Origin of the sequence: Pseudomonas sp. MF4836, from assembly GCF_002018875.1 — a bacterium.
Taxonomy (GTDB): Bacteria; Pseudomonadota; Gammaproteobacteria; order Pseudomonadales; family Pseudomonadaceae; genus Aquipseudomonas.
In genome coordinates this window covers 278621-303319 of the sequence record NZ_MVOL01000002.1, presented here as the reverse complement: position 1 = coordinate 303319, position 24699 = coordinate 278621, and the positions used below count along the sequence as shown (strand labels likewise).

Genomic DNA, 24699 nt, shown 5'->3' with positions numbered 1-24699 from the left:
TATACGCGGGGTAGGAACCGGCACACACAAGACCCGGTCACGCCGAGGCGTGCCCGCGTATAGCCGCCATAACACATAGGCAGCAAAAAACACCCGAAGATTTCGGGTGCTTATACGCATCTTGTGAACGGGTTCCTACACCCGGCCGCTGATTTTGCAGCGACCGGCGCAGAGTAAAGAGCCCCTCCCCACAGAGCAAGCCTTGCTCGATAACCAGAAGTAACAAGGCGCACGAAACCCTGATGCCCAGGCAAAAGCACGCCACGGGCAACACATACACTTTGACTTAGTAAAAACCTGGATTTGAGATAATGTTAAGCGCTTACTAGCCATCAGCCCTTTAAATACTGGGCTTAGCCAGCGACCTTTAAAGATATCCCCAAGACAGGCTTGAGATAACTGCACCATGGCAACCTTCACTCACCACGATCTGGAGCTGTTGAATCCTTCTTTCGACTCAGGCCTGGTCGACGTCCTGAGCGAGCTGGAGCACCTTCGCCGGCTCCGGCTGGAAGGTGATACGCCACCAGGTGTTTTCCATCAACTCAAATCCATTTTCCATGCACTTGAAAGCCTGGGCTCCGCACGGATCGAGGGCAACCACACGACCTTGGCCGATTACATCGAGAGCAAAGTCGAGGGCACCGCCGAACAGACTGATCAACTGCGCGAAATCGCCAATATCGAAAAAGCCATGGACTACATCGAGCAGATCATGGCCCCCGGCACCGAACTGACAGAGCTGGCCATCAGAGAACTGCACGCCATCGCCGTACAAACGCTGGAACGAGAAGGAGACCCGACCCCAGGAGCCTATCGCCTGGGCGGCGTGCAGATTGCGCAATCCGATCATTTACCCCCGGATGCGGTACTGGTCCCCGGTTACATGCAAGAGCTGGTGGCCTTCGTGAATTGCGAAGACCCTCCCAAATACGACCTGATGAAAGTCGCGCTGGCCCATCATCGGTTTGGCTGGATTCACCCATTCAGCAATGGCAACGGACGTGTGGTGCGGCTCCTGACCTATGCCCTGCTCCTGAAATATGGCTTTGATGTGAGCGCCGTCGGACGAGTACTCAACCCCACGGCAGTGTTTTGCAATGATCGGGAACGCTACTACGCCATGCTCGCCACGGCGGATGCCGGCACCAAGGAGGGACGGGAGCTGTGGTGCACCTATGTACTGGAGGGGGTCCGGGACGAGCTGGAGAAGGTCGATCGGCTGACTGACTACCGCTACCTGAAGACGCACATTCTGGACCCCGCGGTGACCTTCGCCCATGAGCGCGGCTGGATCACCCAGGCGGAGGAACGGGTGCTGGCGGCCGCGATTAAAATCAAAGTGGTCAAGTCAGCGGACATTGGCAACGTACTGCCAAAACTGTCTGCCGGGCAGCGCACCTACCAGATCAGAAAATTGGTCGACCAAGGCATGTTGCTGCCCATCAGTCCGGGAGCACGGCAATACACCATCGGTTTTTCGAACAACTACCTGATCAGAGGCGTTATCAAATCGCTTCGGGAGCAGGGTTTCATCCCTGAGCCCCTCGACAAGCCCTGAAGAACCTCGTACACGCGGCTAATCCAAACGCCCACTCACGCACGCCTTGCCCTCACCCACCTCCTGCCCCCGCCCCGGCAAAATCACCCGCACCGCCAGCATCGCCCCCAGCAGCACGGCCCCCAGGCCCAAGGCTTCAAACAGGGTCGGCCAGCGCCCATGGAACAGCAGGCCAAGCACGCTGGCGAACAGGGACTCGAGGGAGATCAATTGGGCCGAGAGCACCATCGGCAGGTAGCGAGTGGCGAGGTTCCAGGCCCAGCCGCCAGCCACCGATGACAGCAGGGCCAGCGCCAGGGCCCAGGCGTAGAGCGAGCCGGCCTGGTCGAAGCCGAACCCCAGGTGCGGCAGGCGCAACAGGTCGAGGTGCAGGCCGATCGGCAGCAAGCACAGGGTGCCCAGGGCGCCACCGGCCATCATCAGCCCGGTCCACGCACCGTTGGCGGTGGTCGGTAACTGGTCCATGGCGTGCTGGTTGAGCAGGCTGAACACCAGCCAGATCACCACCGCCAGCACCGAGAACAGCAGGCCGATGCCCAGCGATGGACCGGCGATAAGGGGTTGATCGAGGCTACCGAGGTGGATCAACAGCAAGCCGCACAGCAGAAAGCCCAGGGGCAACACCAGCCGGCTCCACGTCAATGTTGGGCAGCGGACATTGCCCAGCAGCGCCAGCAGCACCGGCACCAGGCCAATCAGGGCCGGGGTCAGTACCGGGCCGGCGAAGAGGATGCCGCCGGCGATGCAGGCGCTGTAGCCCAGGTAACCCATAACCCCCAGGCTCAGCCCGAGCCCGCGCTGCCACGGGCGGATAAAGGTCAGTTGGCGGTGGTGCGCCAGCAGTAATACGCCGCCGATCAACCCCGCCAGCAGAAACCGCAGCGCCAGCAGATCAAACAAGCTGTAAGCCCCGCTGACGTAGGGCGCAATGAAGTTCAGCGCCCAGCTCAGGGTGGCGAACACGGCGCAGGCGATGCCAGCGGCCAGATGTGGGACAGGTTGGGACATGACAGCCTCCATCGATAACGTGGGGCCATACTGCGCAACGCCGGTTCTGTGCTACAAACGAGTTCTCAGCCGCCTATGCATAACCACAGATTATGAATGCTCTCGGCAAGTCCCTTCCCCCACTCGCCAGCTTGCTGCCGTTCGAGGCCGCCGCGCGGCTCGGCAGTTTTTCCCTGGCGGCGCAGGAGCTGCACATCACCCAGGCCGCCATCAGCCGGCAGATTCGCGGGCTGGAGGAGAACCTCGGTGTGCAGTTGTTCAGCCGGCGCAATCGCGCGGTGTTTCTCACGGCCCAAGGCATCGAGTTGTCGCGGGTGGTCAGCAGCGCCTTGCGCAGCATCGGCACCAGCGCCGACGAGCTGCGTGGCGCGCCGCGCAAGAACCAGCTGGTGCTGCTGTGCCAGCTGTGCGAGGCCTTCTACTGGCTGATGCCGCGCCTGTCCGGGTTTCATCAGCGGCATGCGCAAATCGAGATCCAGGTGGTCACCACCACCCGCCCGCTGACCGAATTCAACGGGCATTTCGACGTCGCTCTGCAAAGCACCGGGCGCGCCAGCGGCTCCCAGGCCCTGGCGTTCACGGCGTCCGACGAGGTATTCCCGGTGTGCAGCCCGAGCTATCTGGCAGGTACCGCACTGCCGCTGGCCCTCACTGACTTGCCGCAGCACACCCTGCTGCACCACCGCTCCAGCCCGCCGCACTTGATGGAATGGGACAGTTGGCTGGGCAAGTTCGGCCTGACCCTGGCCCAGCACAGTGCCAGTCAGGTGTTCGATAACTATCCGATGATGCTGCAAGCCGCTGTCGAGGGGCATGGCATCGCCATGGGCTGGCAGCGCACGGCCAACCGCTTGATCGAGAGCGGCGCGCTGATCCGCCCTTGCGCGCAGAGCGTGCCGCTGCCGGAGGCGATCTCGGTGTTCAGCCGCTATCAGGACCGTGATCGTCACGAAACCCGGGCCCTGGTGCAATGGCTGGAGGATGAGTTGCGCGCTGACGATGAGGCCCAGGCCGCCAAAAAGCTCGACGCCGACACCCCACCGCTGCCAGCCTGAACATCCGGCTGCGCCACGCCTGCCATTGTATTAATATCACGCGGATTTTTTACCGCAGCCCGGGCGCGATGCCCCATGCGATACGCCCCACGCGCAAACCCCGGACTGCGCCGCCCCCTTACCCGATCAAGGATGATGCCCCTTGCATACCCTCTCTACCCTGCGCCTGCACGTTCGTGATCTGGTACGCACTGCCGCCTATGCCGAGCTGGATCACTACTACAACGAGCTCGAGGCGCAATGGCTCGAGGCGCCCACTGGCAGCCATCCCTACATCGATGCAACCCAGGCCGGGACGCTGTTCGACTACAGCACCCAGTCCTATGCGTCCGTGGCGCAGTTTCTCCAGGCCTGGATCGCGGCCTGCCCCGAGGCGTATCACCCACAACTGATCTGGGGCAAATTCTGCTTTGGCCGCGCCACCGACATCCGCGGCTACGGCTGGGCCCAGGGCGTGTCCCAGGACTGCTGGCTGGGCGCAGCCATGGCCTGCGAGAACGCCACCGCAGCACTGCTGACCGCCATGCAGCGCTCGTCGCGCCCGGTGGCAGCCGGCATGGCCATGCTGCAATTGTCGTCACACTTCCAGGAGCCGGCCTGGCTGCTGGAACTGTTCCGCCAACAGCCCGCCGTCACCTGCGCCGCCAACGACCAGGAGCCGGAACTGCTGGCCCAGGCCCTGGCACACCTGGCCGACTATGGCCTGACCCCACTGGCCCAAGCGCCTCAGGCGCTGCCGAAGCTGCTGCCGACCCGGGAGGCCCACGAAATGGACCAGGGCCAGGACTACTGGCTGCATCAGATCCTGCAATGGCGCCCCGCCTGCCTCGAAGCCTTGCTGGCCTACACCAATTACCTGCGGCCGCGCTGGGGCGGCAGTTACGAAGACATCGAAGGCCTGGCCAGCGGCCCACTCGCCACCGGGCTGGACGAAGCGCAACGCAACGCGATCCGCTGGGTCGGCGCGTACGACGCCATCAGCGACTACCCGGCCGCCGATGAAGTCAGCACCGCGCAAGCCTTCCAGACGCGCTTCGAAGCCTGGCTGCAACGCGACCTGCGGCCCGAAGAGCGCGGCGATGCCCTGGGCCGCTTCGCCAACTTCTGCAGCTACTCGCTGAACGACGAAGCGCGCGCCTACTCGCTGCATGTGGCCAGCGTCGCGGCCTTTGCGCCCGGGGTGTATTTCCGTGAGGTCGACGGCCCGTTCCACAGCTTCGCCTACCTGACCCTGATCCATCAGATGACGGACCACATCGACGTCTTCAGAGACGCGATCGAACGCATGTGCCGCATGGATGAATTGGCCACCCCGCTGGCCCTGGCCGCCGTGGGTCACGAGTTCGGGCTCTGGGGCTTTGCTCACGATGCGGAGCGCGCACGCACGCTGCTCAACCGCGCCGCGGTGCTGAGCAAAAACCAGATGGACGACAACTTCAATATCCTCAATGCCGGCTACCTGCTGTGGGACAGCGGCGCCCATGAGGCGGGCTACTACTTGATCCGACAATGCGCCGAACGCCGGGTACACGACGCCTCCAGTGCCATGTACGACATTCACCGGGGCAGCCGCAGCAACACCCCGGAGAGCTATATCAATGACGCCGCCCGCGAGTTCTGGCTGGAGCGCGCAGTGGCCGACGGTTCGGCCCTGGCCAAGTACAACATGGCCTGGGACCGGCTGTTCAGCCAGGGCCTGGACTTCAACGAGCGCAAGCACTTCAACGCCGTGCGCCAACTGCTGCAGGAGTCCCGCGAGGACCCGCGCTGCGAAGCATTCGCCCGGCTGCGAATCGGCGTACTGCAACGCGACTTCGGCACCCTCGACGAGCAGGAAGAAGGCGTGCAAGGCTACCTGCGCTCGCTGATCGACGACCAGGACGACTGGGCCGCCGCCCGCGCCTGTGCGGAAATCGCCCTGGCCTACATGAACGGACGCGGCGCCAAGCGCAGCCGTTTTGCCGCCATCGAATGGGCCCAGCACGCCACCCGCCTGTTGCCGGACAACGAGGGCATCGAGGAAATCGAACGCGAGGTGCTCAACTCCCACAGCCTGGTGAAGACCATGGGCACGGTGGTCGGGGCCTTTTTCAAGCGCGGCAACATCAGCCCCGACGACCTGCCACCCAAACCTGCGTCATGAGTGAAATGCCGAACCTGCGTCGACACCGGCTGCGGATCAGCGCCTGGCTGCTGCTGGGGGATGTAGCGCTGCTGACCCTGGGCCTGCTGCTCTGCCTGCTGCCGGCGCTGTTGCTGGTGGCCTTGCCGGGGCTGTTTGGGGTGCTGGCGGCGGTGGCGACCTTCCCCGCCGCGCCGTTCGGCCTGGTGATGCTCAAGGTTCCGTTCAGCAGCCGGGTCCAGGGGGATGAAGACGGCATCCCCTTGCTGCCCGAGCAGGTGCCGCAGCTGTTCACCGAACTGGAGCGGATCCGCAGCGAGCTGGGCGCGCCCAGGCTGGATGCGGTGTACCTCAACAGCCAGTTCAACGCCAGCATTCGCCAGCACCGGGTGCTCGCCGGCCGCACCCGCAATGTGCTGTGGCTGGGGCTGCCGCTGCTCGACACCTTGTCGCCCGCAGCCTGCGCAGCCATCCTCGCCCACGAATGCGCGCACATTGCCCATCGCCACGGGCGCTACGCCAGCCGGGTGTATTTCGCCCGCCTGCAATGGCAGGCCGTCAGCGACCGACTGGAGCGCAATCGCACCCTGAGCGGCGCCCCGCTGCGGTTGTTCGTGGAGTGGTACGTGCCGAGGTTTCTCGATATCAGCCTGGATTTCGCCCGCCACTGTGAATACCAGGCCGACGCCGAGGCAGCGCGAGTCTGCGGCGCCGACACCTTCGCCCAGGCCCTGATCGGCACCGCCCTGCAACGCCGCGCCTTGGCCGAGGACTACTGGCCCAGGCTTTACACCCAGGCGGTGAACCAGCCCCGGGACAACCTGCAACCCCTGCTTGAACTGGCGCGCCACGGCCTGCTGGCGACCCCGGTGGACGCCGCCCAGGCCGGCACCTGGTTGCACGCCGAACTGTGCAACAGCACCGAACGCAGCGACACCCACCCGGCACTGGCAGAGCGCCTGGCCGCGCTGGGCATCGACACCGCACGCACCGACCTGCCCCTGAACTGGCAACGCGCTCAACCCAGCGCCGCCCAGGCGTGGCTGGGAGAACAGCACCATGCCCTGGCGCAACGTCTGGACCAAGAATTTGCCGAGTTCATCCGCGAGCGCTGCAACGACGCCCGCGAGGACTATCAGGCCCTGGTCGGCGAACACCACGAGCTGTTGCGCAAGCAACGGATCCGCAGCCTCAACAGTGATGAGATCGCCCGCCTGGCCTGGCTGTATCGCACCCACCTGGACGACAACCCCCGGGCCGCCTCATTGCTGGAAGAGGCCCTGGAGCAGGACCCGGAACACCGCGCCCTGCGCCAGCAGCAGGCCTTCAGCCTGTACCAGGCCGGGGAGCATCAAGCCGCCGCGCAACGCTGGCAACAACTGGCCGCCGAGCCCGGGCCCTACCAGTTGGGCAGCTTGCGCCAATTGAGCATGCTGGCCATGACCGCGCAGGACTGGGAGCAGGCCAGCCACTATCGGCAACAGGCCGACCGCCTGCAAAAACAGACCAACGCCGAGCAGGGCCCGCCGCAGTATCACGCCCATGAACTGGCCGCCGTGGAAGTCAACAAACTGGCTCAGACCCTGGCCCCGCTGCTGCGCATTGCCGGCGGCGTCTGGCTGCTGCGCCTGCCCGATAGCCGGCACTATGTGCTGCTGGTCCAGGCCCGGGAGAACCTTCTGCTGCGCCTCGTCAGCCGTCTTACCGGCGAGCAGAACTACAGCCAGCGCAACTGCGAGCAACTGCTGGATCGGCTAATGCCCCGCCTGCACCTGCGGGTCGAGGCCTACCTCCTCGAAGACAACGACCCACGGCTTGCGCAGTGCACAGAGGCGGCGCGGATGCGTCTCGATGCGTCACCCGACTGATGCGCTTTGGACACGGTTCAGACGCCGTACCGGTGCGTCGGCGGCAGGCTGATATGGGCCGCTGCGGGCAGTTGCCTAAGGCGCTCCAGTACGCTGTGCAGCGCTTCCAGGCTCTGCTGGGTGCTGATGTGTATGCAGGTGTCGTCGCCCAAAAACTGCCGAGTTTCGACGAGGTAGGTGCGGTACTGGGCATGACCGCGCCGCGGCAGATCGATCGACTGATCCAGGCTCGCGATACGGGTGATATCACCGAAGGCAATGAAGTGCCGGTAAACGCCACCGGGGGCTGTTTCAGTGCCGCAGGCCAGGTGCAGGCCCTGGGCGTCGAACCAGGCGTTGGGGCGAGCAGGCGGAAACAGCAACCGGCGCACACCCAGGACCAGCAATGGAATCATCACAATCGACACGCCAAGGATCAGCGCCAGCACCTGCTGCCCCAGCGCCACCGCCCCCAGCAACCCGAGCACCAGCACCAGCCAGCCATAACGCAATACCCGGAAAGGGCCCGGCAAAGGCGTGGCCAGCGCCGGCAGTTCCCCCCCATCGGCCCACAGGCTGATGTGCTCGGGAAACAACATGATGGGCTCACTCGCAGACGGGCTGTACTCAGGCATTCACAAATCAGCTGGTAAAAAAAGTGCCGCCATATTACTAGGTACGACCCGCACCGCCTCAACATCTCGCCATGGAAGCCACCCCCCTTATGCCCACCCTGTCGCTAACCCTGCGCCGCCTGTTACTCGGACTGCTGCCCCTGCTGCTCACAACCCACGCCTGGGCAGCGGCGCCGGCCAGGACCGTGATCGATTGCGAGCTGGCGGGCTCTTCCCAGCGGCTGGCCTTGCTGCGCAGCGCCGCCTTTGTCGATTCATTTATCTATCGCCTGCGCCATGGGACGCAGACCTGGCTGCTCTACAACAGCGAAGACGATTCACTGGGCATGAATGTGCAATGGCAATGCGTGGCCACCGGTACCAACAGCCACCTGCTGCTACTGTCCGGCGAGTTCACCGCCAATTACCTGCAAGGCGCGGCGTTCTACTGGGACCCCCAGGGCAATCAGGTGCAGCGCATCGATTTTGCCGAAAGAAACCGCCCCGGATGGGTGCAGGTGACCGCCCAGGGGCCACGGGTCATCTTCAACAATGTCGGCCATGAGAGCAGCCACCGCTACCTGGTGTACGGCCCGCGCGATGCCTACGAAGAGCTCGACCAATTGCCCACCGGGCTGATCAAACTGCACGCAAAAACCGACTGACGCCACACGTTGAACACCGCCGAGGGCTGTGCCAGGATCGCCCTCCCGGCCCGTTCGGCCAGAGAAATGGAGCTTCGCAGCAGATGACCGACCACGACGATGACGCCATGAGCCCACGCACCCCGGAACAGGTCGCGCAGCGCCTGCTGGCCCTGACGGCCACCGTGTCGCGCACCTACTCGGCAGCGGACTCGCCGGAACTGGCCTGGGTCAAGCAGCACGGTGTCGAGGCGTTTTTCTCGGATGAGGAACGGGCGTTTTACCAGCAACCGGAGCCCACCGAGCAGCAGTTGGTCAACTTCAGCTGGCGCGCCGAAGGCCTGGTCGCAGTGGCCTGGGCCCTGGGCGGACTCGACCAGCTTCCGGCGCTGAACCTGACGGCAGACCTGAAGAGCATCCGCCTGCTGGCCCAGGCCATGAACGACCCTAAAGCCTTTATCGCCCAGGCCCAACTGCGCCCGGCGGCCGATATCGAAGCCGCCGAAGGCGAGCTCTATCAACAGCACTGGCGGGTGCGCGACGCCCAGTTGTTCAACAAACCGATGCCCGAGGAACTCCACCCCGGGGTGGTGTACGAACGGCGCTATGCCTTGAGCTGGCTGGTGGGCTATGGCGACGATTGGGATGAGGTGCCGACTGATACTTGAGGGCTAGCCGGGGACAGCGCTGGCTGCGGGATGACTGTGATTTGATAAAGGTGACAACACGGCGGATGGAGGAACACGTATTCCTATAAGCAAAAAAGGGTGACTGGAAAGTCGCCCTTTTTTGCTCGAAATTGATCCAAATACAGATCAATCGAATACTACTTGCTCTCTTTAGCAACAGTGCCCAGCGCTGCATCTTTGACCAGATAACGGCCTTCCACATCACTCAACATCTTCAAACTGTTACGTGCCATCATCACGCCAACTTCAACTTCCTGTTTGAGATAGACCACCTCACCCGCCTTGACCGTTATAGGCATGTCTGCCCAGTTTTCAGCCTTGGAACTGATCACGTGCTGACCCGGGGTTACGTAAAAATAGATGTACTGGTTACCACGGTTATAGCCCATTTCCGAGTCGGCCTCCTTGTCATCGAGGAAGACATTGAAGCGTACCATCATCCCAACATTGCTAGGGCGAACGACATAGACCAGCCCCTTGTCGGCAACTACAGGTTTGGGCAGCGAATAGTGAGCGACTTCATCCTGCATCTTCTCCATCGACGGGGCCGAAGCACAACCGTAAAGCAGGGCTACCGAGAATACAGCAGCCGTTTTAAAGAGAGCCTTCATCATTTGAATCATCCTTGTATTGATCAGCACAACTTTCAAGCAACACCTTTTAAAACGAGAAAACGAAGCAACTCGCACTTAATCCATACGCCGCTAAAAACACGCTTAAAATACTGACTCAAAAACCAAGTCATAGCAACAGCTCAGAAGCTTTATAAGCGGCCCTTATATCCCACTCAGAAAATTCAACTTCGCCTCCAGACAACCTCTGTACAACTGAGACTAGCCTGTGAAAAGTTTGCCTAACTCACGCTCTACCCTCTGATGTCGTCGGGCGGAAGCCACCGAAACAGCTTTCTATATGACGGAAAATGTGCGGCGTCAGCCGCCCATTTTTATCGCCTGCAAAAAACTCAATTACTAAAGTACGAAATACTCATACCAGATCCTAAAATACTTACACCCCCTCGAATTAAAAACTGCTTGTTAGCGATACGGCCACTTCAATAAAAATATCTCTCGTCACTGACCGCCGGTTGAAAATCGCCGCCGATTTCAACCTGGTAAACAACAAATACAACAGCTACACCGTCGCCCGACCCGCGCACTGGATCAGGCTACGCAGCTGTAGTTACGACAGGCGGGGGTTGAGGTAAACGAGAACGTTAAAGTGCGGGTGATGAAGGGATACTTGGTGATTACCGCGGAACAATAAAAATAATCCCCGACGAAAGCCGTGGATTATTTTTTACTAAAAAATCAAGCGTTTAAGTCTCTCACAAAACTCATTTAATTCAGTCAAACCAACAACAGCCTCAAGTCCAAAATATATATTAGAGGAAAGCTCATTAGCCTTACCACAATTAAATAATACACTTATCGAAAAGTACCCATCAGACAAATCAACCACATCACCATCCAAACCTTTTATTTGTATATCACCCTCCAAAGGCACATAAGGGGCGACTCAACCAGCTCTCCAACCATCAAGCCTCGCACATGCCTATCAAAGTAAGAAACCAATCTTTCTATATCACTGCGGTATAGTCTGCAGGTAAAGCTTCCCGGTAAGAATCCAGAAAATTTCTTAGCTAAGACACAGACAATATTGAAGTCAAATACGCCCTCACTCTTACGTACCTCGGCAGGCGAAAATATTAAGCTTCCAGCTTCCGCTTTAAGAAAAATATCTAATAACTTATTCATTTAAAAAGGTAACCCCTCCTAACTTGGTTACGCGCCATATTTTTACTTCTTGCTTTTTGAGGTTACGCATACCAGTGACAATCCCTTTCTCACCGTCGACGACAAGGTTATATCTTGCCTTACTACCAGCACCCGTTTTCTGTACAAAGACAGTCGCACCATCTCTCTGCACAATTTTATGTATCGCATTATTAATTATATTATCAACCTACTGAAAATCTTTAAAACCATGACGCTTTAAGCTTTCAGATACATGAGTAGTCAAAGTTGCTCCAATATAGTCCAGCTTTCGCAATGACCCACTACACCTCCCGTTATTGGACATAGCGCCGATACCGCCTTGAGATTCATTCACGAGTAACTCATTAGCAGTTCTAAACTACATACAACAGCCTACGATACTCATGCATCAGTTTTTGACAACCACACCTAACTACCGAGAGATCACACGAGCACAACCTCTCTTTCACTCAAATTTCTAACAAATTACCAACCACCCCTACCTTCATATCTCCAACCCTTTCACTCACTAGACTTTTCATAAAACAACAAATATCCCACCTGGTTTTTACTACACTTTCGACATTGGAATCGTAATGATAAATAGCGTCATCTGCCAATAAAGTCTGAACAAAATAGTACTGTGTCTCAGAAATCCAAGCCAACACAAATGGTTTATTGAGAAACACATAATTCCCTGACTCTTGCATCTGGCTAAAAAAATCAACTTGAAAAAGCAGATGCGCACGTATTCTCCAAGACGGACGATACAGCTGTATAATCGAATCCCCAATCAGCCCACCGTCACTTCGCCCCATTTCAAGCAAGAATGATTTTAACTGACCACTGATACGCACATCGTAAAGTCTTTCTATTCTCTCCAAATCCTCCAAGGAGTAGCCCAAAATATCACTACCCACACAGAAAAATTCTTCACCCGCAATACTTTTAAAAAATTCGCGACTCATGGATTACTCCTTGAACTTCCCTGAAAGAACCCAATATCAAAAAGTGGATTATTTTCTGCAAACTTTTTACTTGTCATCGAGCACCCACCGCACATACCTGGCTTGGACGCAGATGTATTCTGCACCCCCATTGAGATCTTAACCTGTTGCCCTGCATAAACCTCTTGCAAGTAGCTCTGCATGATTCAGGTTAGTAGAGCCATTCGCTCCATTCGGGAAACTCGGAACAGAACCGCTATCACTTACAATCACCTGATAATGAGAACCACCTATTTTCACAGTTTCTGGAGCGTTACCCTTCCAAGACTTTCCGCTAACACATAGCAAATATTGTGTCTCAACATTGATCTCGATAGAACCTTTAGCTACTGACAAGCCAGTTGCCCCCCCTCGAATATATGGTGACAAACCATCACGAATCACTGCCGGATTAATTGACTTGTCAACTATTCTATCCAAGGGGCTTATGCTTAGATTCTTCGGGTGACTAGCAGTCTGCTAGTATTAACCGCAGCTCCTTTGCAGCAACTAATTCATACCGTAGTAACTATAAAGATCCGCATCAGGCCAAAATTCATCATATGCGGTCAATGTACTTCGCAAGGACTCACTACGAGGATCCTCCGAAGGATTCACCTTTAAAATCACAAACTTTTTAATTTCGAGTCACTGAAGCTCATGCATGCAAAATGCCACAACTTCAAATGGCGAGTTGCGAGAGGTTAAAATAATTTCAAACCTATCTATAAAGCTACCTTTATAGTCTGGATATTTTTTTACAAACTCTAAAATATTTAATAATGACATTTCATAGGAAATCTCTAGCTCTTCACCAAAAGCAGCCATGGCCACATCGCAAAGCATGTCAAACTGTTTAATGACGTCCTTCATTTTGGCACCCAAGCACCTTTTCTGGGATTGCCAGGTTCTGGCACCCAGACTTTTTCTATGTACTTACCGGTCGCATCAAGTCCTTTCTGAAAGAATGCCTTTTCTGCTGCGCCCTGTGCTGCGCCCAGAGGGCTCATAATGCCCAGACGTGTTATCTATATATTTAATTTCCCCGCGCACAACTTTCACCTCCACCGCTGCAATAACGGGCTTACCATTCGCTAGATGAATGTGCCCTCCACCCACCTCATTAAATTTTCTTCCGATCACCAACTTACCATCCTCAAGAACAATATAGTTATATGTTCCTATACTTTGGGTCAACTTTGTTTCTGCGATAAGTGTTGGAACAGCTGTTGGATGATCTGGGAATTGATTTGGAAAACTAGGTGTCGTTTGGCTTTTTACGGATCCTGCCGGTGCTTTTGCAGCTCTTTATATTTTTATATTTTGGGCGGCCGCGCCCGGCAATCACACCGCCTGCGTTGTTGCTCGGGTTGTTGGCCTGGAGGCGTATTCAAGGCCAGCGATAGGTATTCAAAAAATTGAAGCCACCCGCTTAGTAGTGGCACCTGTTATGCACAGGTACTCGACGCTGAGGGGCAAGCGCGGGCAATAACAGAAATAAATTCAGAGCTATTAAAAATCTTGCTATATAAACGAGGTATACACTTCAACTTCCGAGCTACTTGTCGTGGTCTGACCCCGATTTCACGGCAGGACAATATCGGCCTGCCCCTACTGCCTACTCCCCTCCACTTATCACGCCCCTATCTAAAAGAGCTGAAACAACCCTTACACAAAATAGCTTCATTTCAAACTCATCTATAAGATGCTCTCCGCCTCCAGGCCGATAAAGCGAAAGCTTTTCCTGCAGCTCATCAAAAAAACTTTCAAACTCACCAAAGCCTTCATTTTCTTCAATTTCATCCAAAAGAGTTTCCGCATCTTTTGCCCATTGAGCCGAAATATTAGAACCGCCCACAAATCTATTAAGATGCTCAATCAAATCATTTATCGTCATTTTTTCTTTATCGGATTAACAAGCCACGACAATACGATCCCCATCCGCTACAACTTGGAGCTTTAGGATATTTAGAGTTCATCAGCGTAACAGATGCATCACAATCATCTATTTTTATTTTTCTAATTTTATCTGCGGTATCAATAAAATCCTCCACTTCCAGAATAGTCATCGGCTCTCTGCCTTTAGGCGGATTTACCATACGATCCGCAGCATGATATTTGCTTACCACCTGGTGTCTTAGCAGTACCAAGCAACTGCTTAGTAGCGAGCTCCCCATCAAAAAGAACAGGCAAATTATTCTTATTGGTTCCGGCTACTTCTCTTACACCTTTTGCACCAAAGATTTAATCTTGTCGACTAGGAACCACCTCGACACCATTCGAAAACACTGAAACCACGCTGCCTTCCTACCCATAAAAGATCACACCACCGTCGAAATACTCAACTTCAAAATTACCATCAACTGCCCCTCCACACCCGACAATATCAACTGACACACCAGACTCAAGCCAATATTCTTCAGCCCAAGGCTCAATAATAAGCAGCATTGTTTTAGATGTTCCATTAATACAGTTAATTTTCATGACACCATCAATCGCAATTATCTAAAACCGCCCCCACACTCCTACTGCAACTCTTTACAAAGGCGCACCAGAATTTATCTTACATCATTTAGGCACCTAGACTGCGAAAAAAGCCACTAGATAAAAAAGCCAGAAACCTCTTATACCAATCACAGACAATATCAAAATCAAAAAACTCTCAGCTTCTGCACTCACGATAAGAAACTTCAGATTCCCCGCCTCGGATTTAAGCTCAATCCCCAGGTTACCTCCTCACTTAGAAAGGAAAGCGTTCCAATCCTTGGTTTCGAGCCATCTTCTCAAGGCCAAACGTTTCATAATTGCGTATACCACGCACCTATTCTAGAACTACTATGATTTGGAGTTCAGACTTTTCTACATACTTCCCTGATACATCAAGGCCTTTTGGGGAGGAGGTTTTTTCTGCTGCAACCTGTGCAACAGGACCAGAGGGCTCATAGTGCCCAGATGTATTATCGATCAGGCGCGCAGCTGGCAAGTTTTTGAGATCGGTGCCTTGGTAGGTGGTGCGCACTATGTAGTAGCCAGAGTGGCGATCGCCCCGGCAGTTGGGGTTGGGGTTGCGGTTGGCTACGCTTTCGCCGGCTTCGAAGTCAGCCTAGGCGTTCTCCAGTTCACCAACCTTTAGTTGCAGGTTGCCTTTGCTGTAGAGATCGGCATAGCTACTGAGCTGGCTATTGGCGCGCAACTGCATATCGACGCCGCCGAAAACCAGGTTGCCGGACCGAGAATTAGTCCCTGTAGAAATCGAGCCAGTCAACTGGATTAGCAGTTTCTTTATTTTTTAGAAAGCTCTCATATCGTACCCTATTCTTTTCCATATCTTCCTCCTGGAGACTAATAGAAACAAACCCGCGACCTCTTTCTTCAACCACCAGTTCTACTGGGACAATCTTTAGAGGAGTAGTTTCGACGAGCCACCCAATGACTTTTGCCTTATGAAATAAAAAACTCTCACCTCCACCTAACGGGAAAACCCTATCTATTACGGAAAAAATAACTGCCGAATCAGAAACTTCAATCCTTTCAGCCTGCCTATAATCTCCGACATATTTTTCAGAAATAAGAAACAATCTATAATCAATAATCACTAACCATCCAGCCAGCTCGATTAGACCCTCACTGCCGACAAACCGATTAAAAAAATCACTATATTTTTCATTTGGAATTTTCATGCCTATTTGCCTATCACAATCGCATTAACACCATCTGACATCGCTTTATCCAAAAAGTCCTGCCGAACACCTCGTGGCCCTGCGCTTGGGTCTCTTGTCATATAATATTTGACACCATTCACAATCTGCACGCCATCTACGATTATGAAATGCTTCCCAGGGCCCGAAGAAACTTGAACTATTACACTACCAACCTCCTCCAAAGCCTTATTTAACTGCCCAGGAAACATGGTCGTATTCACTGTATTTTTGACACCCGCCTTAGTGATCACCTCTGACAACTCTAAAGCATTTACACCACTAGGCCTAACTCCATTCACAAACTTCCCTATGGTGTTTTCCAACTTAATAAAAACCCCTGTTCCATCGGTTATGGTCATAGCCGCACAAGCGGGACCACACACAGGAGCATTGCCTTGTGAGACAAACGTTCCTTTAGGATCTAGGGAACTGATGCATTTGGAAATACCCTGCTCCAAAGAACTTCCACAATGTAGGCTTTAGCATCACCTTCATCATCTGCGGGATAAACAACATAACTCTCGTTATCCAGCAACTCCATCCAAAGAACAGACCGATCTTTGAAAAGCTCACATAACTCACGCTCTATTTTTTCTCGCTGGCACTTATCACTTAGCACGCGCCCCAAGGCGGCCAGCGCATCATTCTCATCTAAACCAACATCCACCGAAAATATTGACTCAAGAAGATTCCTTATCGACGAATAATTTTGCATAACATCACCTCGACGGAAATATGGTTATTGTTTCCCAATTTTTTGTAATGGGATTTAATTCGTAAGTCGCCTGCACACTTCTCAAATCACCCACCAATCTTGGAGCACCTTGCAATCCTGAGTTCAACTTGCTTCCAGCAATACGCTCAAAGCCACGCCCTACACTCGTACCTAAATCACCGACATCAGCCGATTTCACCGTAATTATAGTTTTACCAGGATTTTGCGCTATTACTGCCTGCAAAGCCCCACCATTACGGATAGTCTGATCTGCGTTTATAAGTAGCTGATCAGAATGGAATGCGAGGACATTGGTGGGAGAACAGTCTTTCCATTAGCTACTTTCACATGACCATCAGGTGCCACACCTGTCAACGCCCTATGCATTAATTGCTCATCCGTCACACTTCCACCATGGCGAGTAATAGAGTGCGCATTCGGATGGCCTGTAACAAGGTCAAGATGGTGAGGGTCAATTTTATTTGAGGCAACACCCGCCACTGTACTCGTACCTGGCGAGCTAGTTCCTTTTGCCGCAACTTCCCTTTTATGATCCGATATAGATACCTTCAGCAGGTCCAGGCGAGCTAATAGGCCAATTCATCTTTTTAGCCACTACAGTAGCCAGCCCTCTTATCTCCTCCCAGTGGGTAGACTCATACAAAGCCTTCTCAGTCCAAATCTGCGAATTAGACTCACCGCTAATAGATAAAATTTTCTCATCTAGTTTTCGAATTGCTAACAGAGCTTCTGTTGACACCATAGCTTCCAAAACATCAAGGCTATCTAAGACCTCTTCCCAAATCAATGCAAGTTCGTCTGCAACATTAACAAAGTCTGGAAATAAACGCACCTGCTCAGCTGCTGAAATAGCCAAAGCCTGAATTATCCACTTTAACTTAGACAACATCTAACTAACCTCCAGAAATAATCTTTGCCTTCTCCCCAGGAGTCGGCTTATAAGTTAAAGGATCAACTACCTTTATAGTCCCATCTGTTGTAGTAGAGACTTTATAATAGGCTCCCTCATGCCGACCTCCACCAGGATGAACTTGGATCTGCGAAATTTGGGGATGCCCTTTTACCTCCACAATTAGAGCCTGACCAGAACCACGAGTGGATTGACGTACATTTACCTCATAGCCGGCAGTTCTGAAGTCACTTGCTATGTCATCCGCCGAGCGCCCCCAGATGGACTGAGGTTTACTAATAAAGTCCTTAGCAACATTTATGTTTGCTTTTGCAGCTCCTCCCTTCCCAACCAAAAAACCGCCCATTGCGGCGAGAAGTGCACTTCCCCACTCAACCTTTTCCGGGGAAACCCCCTGACTTTCAAAAAAGGATTGGGCTTGAGCCTTTGTGAGAGTGCCTATGGCACTTATATTCTGCAACTGATAACGATGCAGATCCGCCTTGAACATCGAAGGAATGCTGTCATCAAAATACATCTTCGCCAGGCGCTCCTGCAGACTATTTCTGTCGTGCAGTAGGTCGCCGTATAAGGTCGGACAAGTTGACGGATTTCTGCCGCAGTCCGCAGCGAGCTCATCATCAAGTTGAACACTGAGCTTTCTGAATCGCTCCCTGACCTCGTCACAGTTCCCAAGGGCCTTACAGTTACGTGCCTCTTTCTCTAAATCATCTAGCTCCTGATGACCTAAGTAGTTGTACTGCGTAGCATTCTTCGCCACCCAACCACCCTTCTCCATCGACTGCGCATCCGCATCCTTCTGCGCCGCAGCCGTCAGCACGCCCACGATTTGCGAGCTCATGGACAGCAGCGTTTTGTTACCGCTCACCAGCTTGTCCAGGTGGACGACCAGGGCCTCGTTCACTCCTGCCGCCAAGGCGCCGGTCTTGAAGTCGCCGCCGGTGGCTTTTGACAGCAGGCCGCCGACCATGGCGTGGACCAGGATCTTGGGTGGCATGCCTTCAGTCAGCACGCCTTCGGTGTAATCACCCACGGCATTGAAGCTCGCGGCGGCCAGGGTATTGAACAGCGCGCTTTTCAGCGCATCGCTGGCACTGCCGCCCTGCCCCAGCGCCTTGCTCAGCAGCATTGACGTACCCGACTGCAAAGTCTGGTTCGCAGCGAACTTGCCCACTCCTGTCCAGGTACTCAAGTCGGGAGGGGTAACTTTGCCGGTATACGGATTGGTTTGAGTTCCCGTCAGCCCGTCGAAAACGCCGGAAGTCAGCCCCGCTGTCGCACCGGCGATCAGGTAGCCTTTCATGGCGTTCGAAGAGGTCACGTCCTTGAACACGGCCCCGAGGTTGCCGCCGTTATTGATAAAGCTCACGGTCGCGTTGGTAGAGGCTCCGGATGCAACGGCGCCTACTACGGCACCGGTCGTACCGCCCCCGACCAGCCCACCGGCCATAGGCCCGATTACCGCGCCCATCAATATCGCAATAATGATCTGCGACGCCGGCCCAAGCCCCGAGTTGCTGTACTTGAAGGAGTCGTGGATTTCCTTCACTTGGCGCCAGTCGACATCACCGCGTCGCTCGGCGTCCTTGAGCCACGCCAGCTGTGGATCGGCGGCGACCATGGCGTCGATGGTCTGGCTGACGCTTTGCCGGTTGACCTGCCGCACGTCGATCTGCAGGCCATCGACGGCCTTGATCACGATGCTGCCGGCCGCCACCATCTGGCTCTGGCGCAGGGTTTCGTCGGTATTGCCCTTGCCTTTGGAGGAAACCCAGAACGCGTTGTTGTTGGTCTTCTCGTGACTCTCCTGATGCAGGTCCTTCACCCCTTCGAAGGCGATGGCTCCGCCGCTGTCGAGGAGGATGTCGCGGCCGCTGTCGAGCTTGGCCACTTGATAGGTTTGGTCGCCACCGCTCTTGAGGGTCAGGTCGCCGCCGGCCTTGATGGTGCTGCCCACGTTGGTGATGTCGGTGACTTCGTCGCGCTGGGTTTTCTTGCTGCCCCAACTGCCCTTTTTCTTCATGTCGTACAGCGAGTAATCGCTGTTTTCAGCGGCCAGCAGGTTGAGTTGCTGGCCGGCATGGACATAAGCCTCTTCACCCGCCTCGAGCGTGCTGGCCACCAGGGTGGCGTCGCGCCCGGCCAGCAGGTCGAGGTTGCCACCCGCGCTGAATTCGCTCGCGACTTGGCGAGTCTGGCTGTCGATGCTGTGGACTTTTTTCTGGCCCTTTTTGTAGCGGCTTTCTAGGGTGTGCTCGTCGGCGGCGGAGGCCAGGTTGATGTCCCGCGCAGCCTCGACACTCAGGTCCTGCCTGGCGCTGGCGCTGCTGGCCAGGGCGTTGATGTCGTTACCGGCCTTCAGCGTGAGGTTGCCCTCGGCACTGACGCTGGAGCCCAGCTGGGTCATGTGCTCTTCGCGGCGTATGCCGCGCCCCAACGCTTCGACGCTGAGGGTGCGGTCTTCGACGGCAAGCAGGTTGATGTCGTTGCCCGCGCTCAGGGTGGCGTCACCGCCACTGCTGATCCGCCCTGCGTTCACCAGATCCTGCGCTGCGTTCAGGGTCAGTTGCGAGCCGGCGCTGATCAGGCTGCCAGCGTCCACATGGGTCACGCTGCCGGTACCGACAGTCAGGGCGGTGGCTGTGCGATCGTTGACGATATGGCCGCTCAGGCTGGTGAGGTCGACCTTATCGGCACGAATCTCCCCGGCCAGGGCATTGCGGATGCTGCCCTGCGCCAGCAGGCTCAAGCGGTCGTTGGCTTGGACCTGCCCTCCCTGAAGGACGCTGCCACCGCTGATCAAGGTGAGGTCTTTGCTGGCGCGCAAGGTCCCCACGTTCTTCAGGTCAGCCCCGCTGATCAGGTTGACGTCACGCCCTTGAATCAGGCTGGCGCCGCGCAGGTTTCGAGAATCGACCTTGGCCAAGTACAGCACCGGGGCGAGTACCGATTCGCCGTCGACCAGCCGCTCTTCCATCCAGACGATGTCATGGGTCAGGGCCGCCACCTGCTCAGCCGTCAGGCCCACGCCGACACTCAAGCCCAGGGCGCTCTTGCTGCCGATGGCGTTATCCATCAGGTACTGGAACTGCTCGTAGTCGCTGCTCAGGCCATTGGCAAGGAAGCGCTGGCCGGTCTGGGCCCGCACGGCATCGGCGATCAGGCGGGTTTCATATTGCCCATCGCCCAGGCGCCGAGACGCTTCGCGAAAATCGTAATTGAGTTGGCCCAGCAGGTAGTCCGAACTCATGAACCGCTTGAGGTCAGTCAGCGCCGGATTGGTTTCGATCAGGTACTGACTCGCCGGGTTGCGGCTCTGGGTGAACAGGCCATATTCACCCTGGGGCAAACGGAAGGTCGGCAGCGAAGTCGGGTCGACGCTGACGAACGGCGCGTCGCTGAAGTCCTGTGGCACGAAGCTGACGTGGACGCTGCCATCGGCATTGACGACTTCAACCCGCTTCACGTCTTTCAACGGCCCCGGCGCGCCGGCCTGGGTGCCGAGAACCACCTCCTGGCCACCAGCGCCATAGGCCTGGCTGTCCAGGGTGGTTCCACGGAGTTGAGCGTCGCCCTGGGGGCTGAGGGTTCCGTTGACCAGTTCACCGCTGATGTTCAGGCTCAGCGTCGCGCCGGCTTGTACGGTGCCACTTTCAAGGGTGTTGGTGCCGGGGGTGAGGGTGCTGTTGCTGCTGTGAACCCCATATTGGGTGATCGATACGGGGATCGGCGCCTGGTCTCCGGGAGCCAGACCGGCGTTCCAGGCGTTCCAGGCATTGGTCGCCGCTTCGGTCACGCGGTAGGCGCTTTGGCTCACGTCGCTGAGGAAGTAATTGACAGTCTCGACGCGGTTGTCGAGGGTCAGCCCCCGGTTGTAGAAGTTGGCCGCCGTGACGCTGAGGTTACGGTTGGCCGCCAGCAGGCTCTGGCCATTGGTGACGGTCACGGCCTCCAGCAACAGGTCGCGATTGGCCAGCAGGCGCGCAGCCGGCGAGTCCTTGAGAACGGAGCCCTCGTAGGTGGTGCGCACGATGTAGTAGCCGGAGTGGCGATCGCCCCGGCAGTCGATGCAGTTGATCAGAATGTTGCGGTTGGCCACGCTTTCGCCGGCTTCGAAGTCGGCCTTGGCGTTCTCCAGTTCACTGACCTTGAGTTGCAGGTCGCCTTCGCTTTCGATGCTGCCGGACAGGTTGCGCATTTCACGGGCACGGCCGCCGTCGACCGCAGCGAAGCTCAGGTTGCCTTTGCTGTAGAGATCGGCGTAGCGATTGAGCAGGCTGTTGGCGCGCAATTGCATATCGGCGCCGCTGAAGATCAAGCCGCCGGACTGGTTGCTGATGCCCTGGATGGCGGTAAGGCCAAGGAACTGTTGCGCGCCCAAGGTGCCGCGGTTGTCGATGCCCTGGGCGCGCACATTGAGTTGAGTGCCAGCGGTCAGGCGCCCCAGGTTGTCGAGCAGCCCGGTCAGGTTGACTTCGGCCTCGGCGGCACTGGCGATGCGCCCGCCCTCCTGGGTCAGGTTGGCGGCGTCGATACGCAACGCTTTCTGGGTCGAGATCAAGCCCTGGTTGTTAAGGTCACCGGACAACGTCAGGACCAGGTCGCCATCGCTCAGCAGCTCGCCGGCGTTGTTCAGGCTGACGGCTGCCAGGCTGAGGTTGCCGGCACTGGCGATACGGTCGCCGGCCATCAGGGAGATGCTGTTCAGGCCACTGACATCCAGTGCGCCGTTGAGGTGCCAGACACCGGCGCCATCGACCTGGGCGATATTCCAGGCGCCACTGCCCTGGCCGATCACCCGGCCCTGGGCACCGAACAGGCTGGCCGAACGCAGGCCGAACGAGCCGCTGCCCGCGTGTTCGATCTGCCCGCCAACGTTGTGCAGGGTCCCGGCTTGCAGGCCAAAGTCGCGGCTGCCAATAGCGATGCGTCCGCTGCGGTTGTCCAGTTCGCCGCCGAGCTGGATACGACTCAGCTCACCCAGGTAGGCAATCAGCCGACCGCCGGCACTGTTGTCCAGACGCTGCCCCTGGATCAGCAAGTGCTGGCTGGCCTCGATCAATCCGCCCTGGTTGTTCAGTCGCGCCACGCTCAGTTGCAAATGGCCGTCCAGGCTGGCGAGGTGGCCTGCGCGGTTGTCGGCTTCGTCGGCGGTCAGGCTCAGGCTGCTGGCGCTGATACTGCCCTGCCGATTGTCCAGGTGCTCCAGCTCGAGCTGCGCATGACTGCCCCCGGCAATGACCTGGCCCTGCTGGTTGTGCAAGTACGCACTGCCCAGTTTCAACCCGTTGCTGCCCGCCAGCAGTTGGCCGCCGTCGCGGTTATCAATCGCTGTCTTGGCCTGGACCTGCAGGCCGCTGCCGAGCACTTGGCCGCCCTGGTTGTCCAGGCCGCCCTGGGTGGCGGTGACCTGGACGTGCTCGCCAACCATCACGCCACCACGGTTGTCGAGGCTGGCCGCCGAGAGCTCCATGTCCCCGGCCGAGGCTTGCAGGCGCCCCTGTTGATTGTCGAGCGCCTGCTCCACCGTCGCACTCAGGCGACCGGCCTCGGCCACGATGTGGCCCTGCTCACTGTTGTCCAGACTCTTGGCGTCCAGGGTGACCTGCTTGCCGAGCATCACGCCGTTGCGGTTGAGCATGGCCCCACCGTCCAGGCGCAGCTTGCTTTCGGCTTGCAGCGTGCCGCCACGGTTGTCCAGTTGCTCGCGGGCGCTCACTTTGGTCTCGCCGGTACTGGCGCCGATCAGGCCATTGCGGTTGTCGAGGCGGGTGGCACTGAGCTGGACCTGGGCACCGATCAGCTTGCCGTCGCGGTTGTCCAGTGTCTGCTCGGTGTCGATATCGAGCTGGCGCGTGGCGATGACCTGTCCGGCGTTGCGCAGGTGCTGCGCGGTGATCTGCACATCGCCGCGCGAATTGCGGCTGTTGTCGGTATTGACCCCGGCCTCGATGGCGCCGAGGTTGGTCAGTTGCCCGTTACTGGCCAGCATTACCTTGCCGCCAGCGGCGATGCTCTTGTGGCTGAACAGTTCGTCGCGGGTGTTGATGTCCAGGTCGCCGCCGGCATACAACGCCTCGTCGGCCCGCAGGCTCTGGGCCTTGACGCTCAGCGCCGCCGTGGCGGCGGTGGTGGCCATGGTCAGGTTACCGTCAACATCAATCTGGATATCGCCGGCGCTGGCGGCCATTTCCCCCGAGAGTTTGACGCCAACTCCTTGCTCGGTACCCACCAACTTGATCGCCCCGGCATACATGCCGCCCAAGGCACTGCTGTCGATGGCCAACTGCGGCGCCGGGGAGCCGCCTGGCGCCAGGGCCGTGACGGCCAGGCTGCTGGCGTCCACCTCGTTGCGCCCGGCGATGACGTTGAGTTTTTTTGCATGGAGCTTGGCGTTGATCTTGGCCGAACGCGTGATCAGGTCGAACTGGTTGAGGTTGCTGGCATTGGCGCCGGCACCCTCGATGGCGATATCCCCGCCATCGACCGTGAAACGGTCCAGGCGGCCCTGGTCGACGACCGACTTGCCCGTGGTCAGTGTGGCCTGGGGGGTGTTGATGAAGCCGCAACCGTCGCACGTAATGCCGTAAGGGTTGGCGATGATCACCCGTGCGGCCTGCCCGGCCACTTCGGTGTAGCCCTTGAGCTGCGTGCGGTTGTTGCTGGTGACCTCGTTGAGGATGGTGGTCGCGGATTGACCTTGAAGGTGGCTGTTGCCGAGGATGATTCCGCCCAACTGGGTGCTCTGGGTCCGGTCGATCGCGTTGTTGAGGATCAGGCCCTGGCTACCGACGTTGTAGTGCTCGAACGTGTTATGCGACAGGCCATTGCTGTTGGGCTGGGCAATGTTGATGACCGGGACGCCGTTGGCCGCCGCACCAAGGCTGCCACCGCCGCCATTGATGGCAATGCCCTCGGCCTGGACCAGCAAGGGTTGCCAGACCATCGCGTTGGCCAGAATCAGCGCCAGGCCGCGCCTGGCCAAGCCTCGAAAACCCTCGAGAGTGTGCAGTCGGGTCGCAGGTCTGCAGGTCGCGGTGGCCTGTTGCGTAACGTCCATATCACGTAA

Annotated in this window: 20 protein-coding genes; 6 read left to right on the top strand and 14 right to left on the bottom strand. The window is 57.0% G+C overall.

The features are described from left to right. Positions 1-406 precede the first annotated feature (406 nt). Complete coding sequence (locus tag MF4836_RS04755; RefSeq protein ID WP_078469382.1) at positions 407-1561, top strand: Fic family protein; 1155 nt, start codon at positions 407-409, stop codon at positions 1559-1561. Positions 1562-1579: 18 nt separating this feature from the next. On the opposite strand, the gene MF4836_RS04750 is transcribed toward MF4836_RS04755, so the two are convergent. Next, the gene (locus tag MF4836_RS04750; protein ID WP_078469381.1) at positions 1580-2569 is read right to left on the bottom strand and encodes a DMT family transporter; all 990 of its coding nucleotides are present in this window, start codon (positions 2567-2569) and stop codon (positions 1580-1582) included. 92 nt (positions 2570-2661) lie between these two features. Between MF4836_RS04750 and MF4836_RS04745 the strand changes: the two genes are divergently transcribed. From MF4836_RS04745 to MF4836_RS35950, 3 genes are all read left to right on the top strand, one after another. Beyond that, entirely contained in the window at positions 2662-3624 is a 963-nt protein-coding gene (locus MF4836_RS04745; RefSeq protein ID WP_078469380.1) for a LysR substrate-binding domain-containing protein, read from the top strand. 142 nt (positions 3625-3766) lie between these two features. Beyond that, a complete protein-coding gene (locus tag MF4836_RS04740; RefSeq protein ID WP_078469379.1) occupies positions 3767-5767 on the top strand; it encodes a DUF4034 domain-containing protein in 2001 nt (666 codons plus the stop codon). A 5-nt stretch (positions 5768-5772) separates the two neighbouring features. Then, positions 5773-7614: a M48 family metallopeptidase gene (locus MF4836_RS35950; RefSeq protein WP_078469378.1), complete on the top strand. Its 1842-nt coding sequence runs from the start codon at positions 5773-5775 to the stop codon at positions 7612-7614. Positions 7615-7631: 17 nt separating this feature from the next. Here MF4836_RS35950 and MF4836_RS04730 read toward each other — a convergent pair whose 3' ends face one another. Continuing rightward, positions 7632-8192, bottom strand: a complete 561-nt coding sequence (locus MF4836_RS04730; RefSeq protein WP_078469377.1) for a hypothetical protein — start codon at positions 8190-8192, stop codon at positions 7632-7634. A gap of 125 nt (positions 8193-8317) precedes the next feature. Here MF4836_RS04730 and MF4836_RS04725 point away from each other — a divergent pair, with 125 nt between their 5' ends. Beyond that, positions 8318-8872 carry a hypothetical protein gene (locus MF4836_RS04725; protein ID WP_078469376.1) on the top strand — a complete coding sequence of 185 codons (555 nt, stop codon included), beginning with the start codon at positions 8318-8320 and terminating at the stop codon, positions 8870-8872. 83 nt (positions 8873-8955) lie between these two features. Then, complete coding sequence (locus MF4836_RS04720) at positions 8956-9519, top strand: DUF4272 domain-containing protein (RefSeq protein WP_078469375.1); 564 nt, start codon at positions 8956-8958, stop codon at positions 9517-9519. Positions 9520-9677: 158 nt separating this feature from the next. On the opposite strand, the gene MF4836_RS04715 is transcribed toward MF4836_RS04720, so the two are convergent. From MF4836_RS04715 to MF4836_RS04670, 12 genes are all read right to left on the bottom strand, one after another. Next, the gene (locus tag MF4836_RS04715) at positions 9678-10070 is read right to left on the bottom strand and encodes a DUF2846 domain-containing protein (RefSeq protein ID WP_178102919.1); all 393 of its coding nucleotides are present in this window, start codon (positions 10068-10070) and stop codon (positions 9678-9680) included. 1697 nt (positions 10071-11767) lie between these two features. Continuing rightward, positions 11768-12265, bottom strand: a complete 498-nt coding sequence (locus tag MF4836_RS04710; RefSeq protein WP_078469373.1) for a hypothetical protein — start codon at positions 12263-12265, stop codon at positions 11768-11770. 138 nt (positions 12266-12403) lie between these two features. Continuing rightward, a complete protein-coding gene (locus tag MF4836_RS34875; protein WP_153050190.1) occupies positions 12404-12724 on the bottom strand; it encodes a hypothetical protein in 321 nt (106 codons plus the stop codon). Positions 12725-12931: 207 nt separating this feature from the next. Further along, positions 12932-13156, bottom strand: coding sequence for a hypothetical protein (locus MF4836_RS35765; RefSeq protein ID WP_238596127.1), 225 nt, complete (start codon positions 13154-13156; stop codon positions 12932-12934). Positions 13157-13901: 745 nt separating this feature from the next. Beyond that, positions 13902-14180, bottom strand: a complete 279-nt coding sequence (locus MF4836_RS34870) for a hypothetical protein (RefSeq protein WP_153050189.1) — start codon at positions 14178-14180, stop codon at positions 13902-13904. Between the two features lie 7 nt (positions 14181-14187). Continuing rightward, positions 14188-14352, bottom strand: coding sequence for a hypothetical protein (locus MF4836_RS35345; protein ID WP_161955733.1), 165 nt, complete (start codon positions 14350-14352; stop codon positions 14188-14190). Positions 14353-14590: 238 nt separating this feature from the next. Continuing rightward, positions 14591-14767, bottom strand: coding sequence for a hypothetical protein (locus tag MF4836_RS35340; protein WP_161955732.1), 177 nt, complete (start codon positions 14765-14767; stop codon positions 14591-14593). Between the two features lie 752 nt (positions 14768-15519). Continuing rightward, positions 15520-15963, bottom strand: coding sequence for a hypothetical protein (locus MF4836_RS04695; RefSeq protein ID WP_078469371.1), 444 nt, complete (start codon positions 15961-15963; stop codon positions 15520-15522). A 2-nt stretch (positions 15964-15965) separates the two neighbouring features. Then, positions 15966-16343, bottom strand: a complete 378-nt coding sequence (locus MF4836_RS04690) for a hypothetical protein (protein ID WP_078469370.1) — start codon at positions 16341-16343, stop codon at positions 15966-15968. Between the two features lie 62 nt (positions 16344-16405). Further along, positions 16406-16699 carry a hypothetical protein gene (locus MF4836_RS04685; protein ID WP_078469369.1) on the bottom strand — a complete coding sequence of 98 codons (294 nt, stop codon included), beginning with the start codon at positions 16697-16699 and terminating at the stop codon, positions 16406-16408. Between the two features lie 547 nt (positions 16700-17246). Then, the gene (locus MF4836_RS04675) at positions 17247-17609 is read right to left on the bottom strand and encodes a hypothetical protein (RefSeq protein ID WP_078469367.1); all 363 of its coding nucleotides are present in this window, start codon (positions 17607-17609) and stop codon (positions 17247-17249) included. A 4-nt stretch (positions 17610-17613) separates the two neighbouring features. Beyond that, the gene (locus MF4836_RS04670) at positions 17614-24690 is read right to left on the bottom strand and encodes a two-partner secretion domain-containing protein (RefSeq protein ID WP_161955731.1); all 7077 of its coding nucleotides are present in this window, start codon (positions 24688-24690) and stop codon (positions 17614-17616) included. Between the last annotated feature and the right edge of the window lie 9 nt (positions 24691-24699).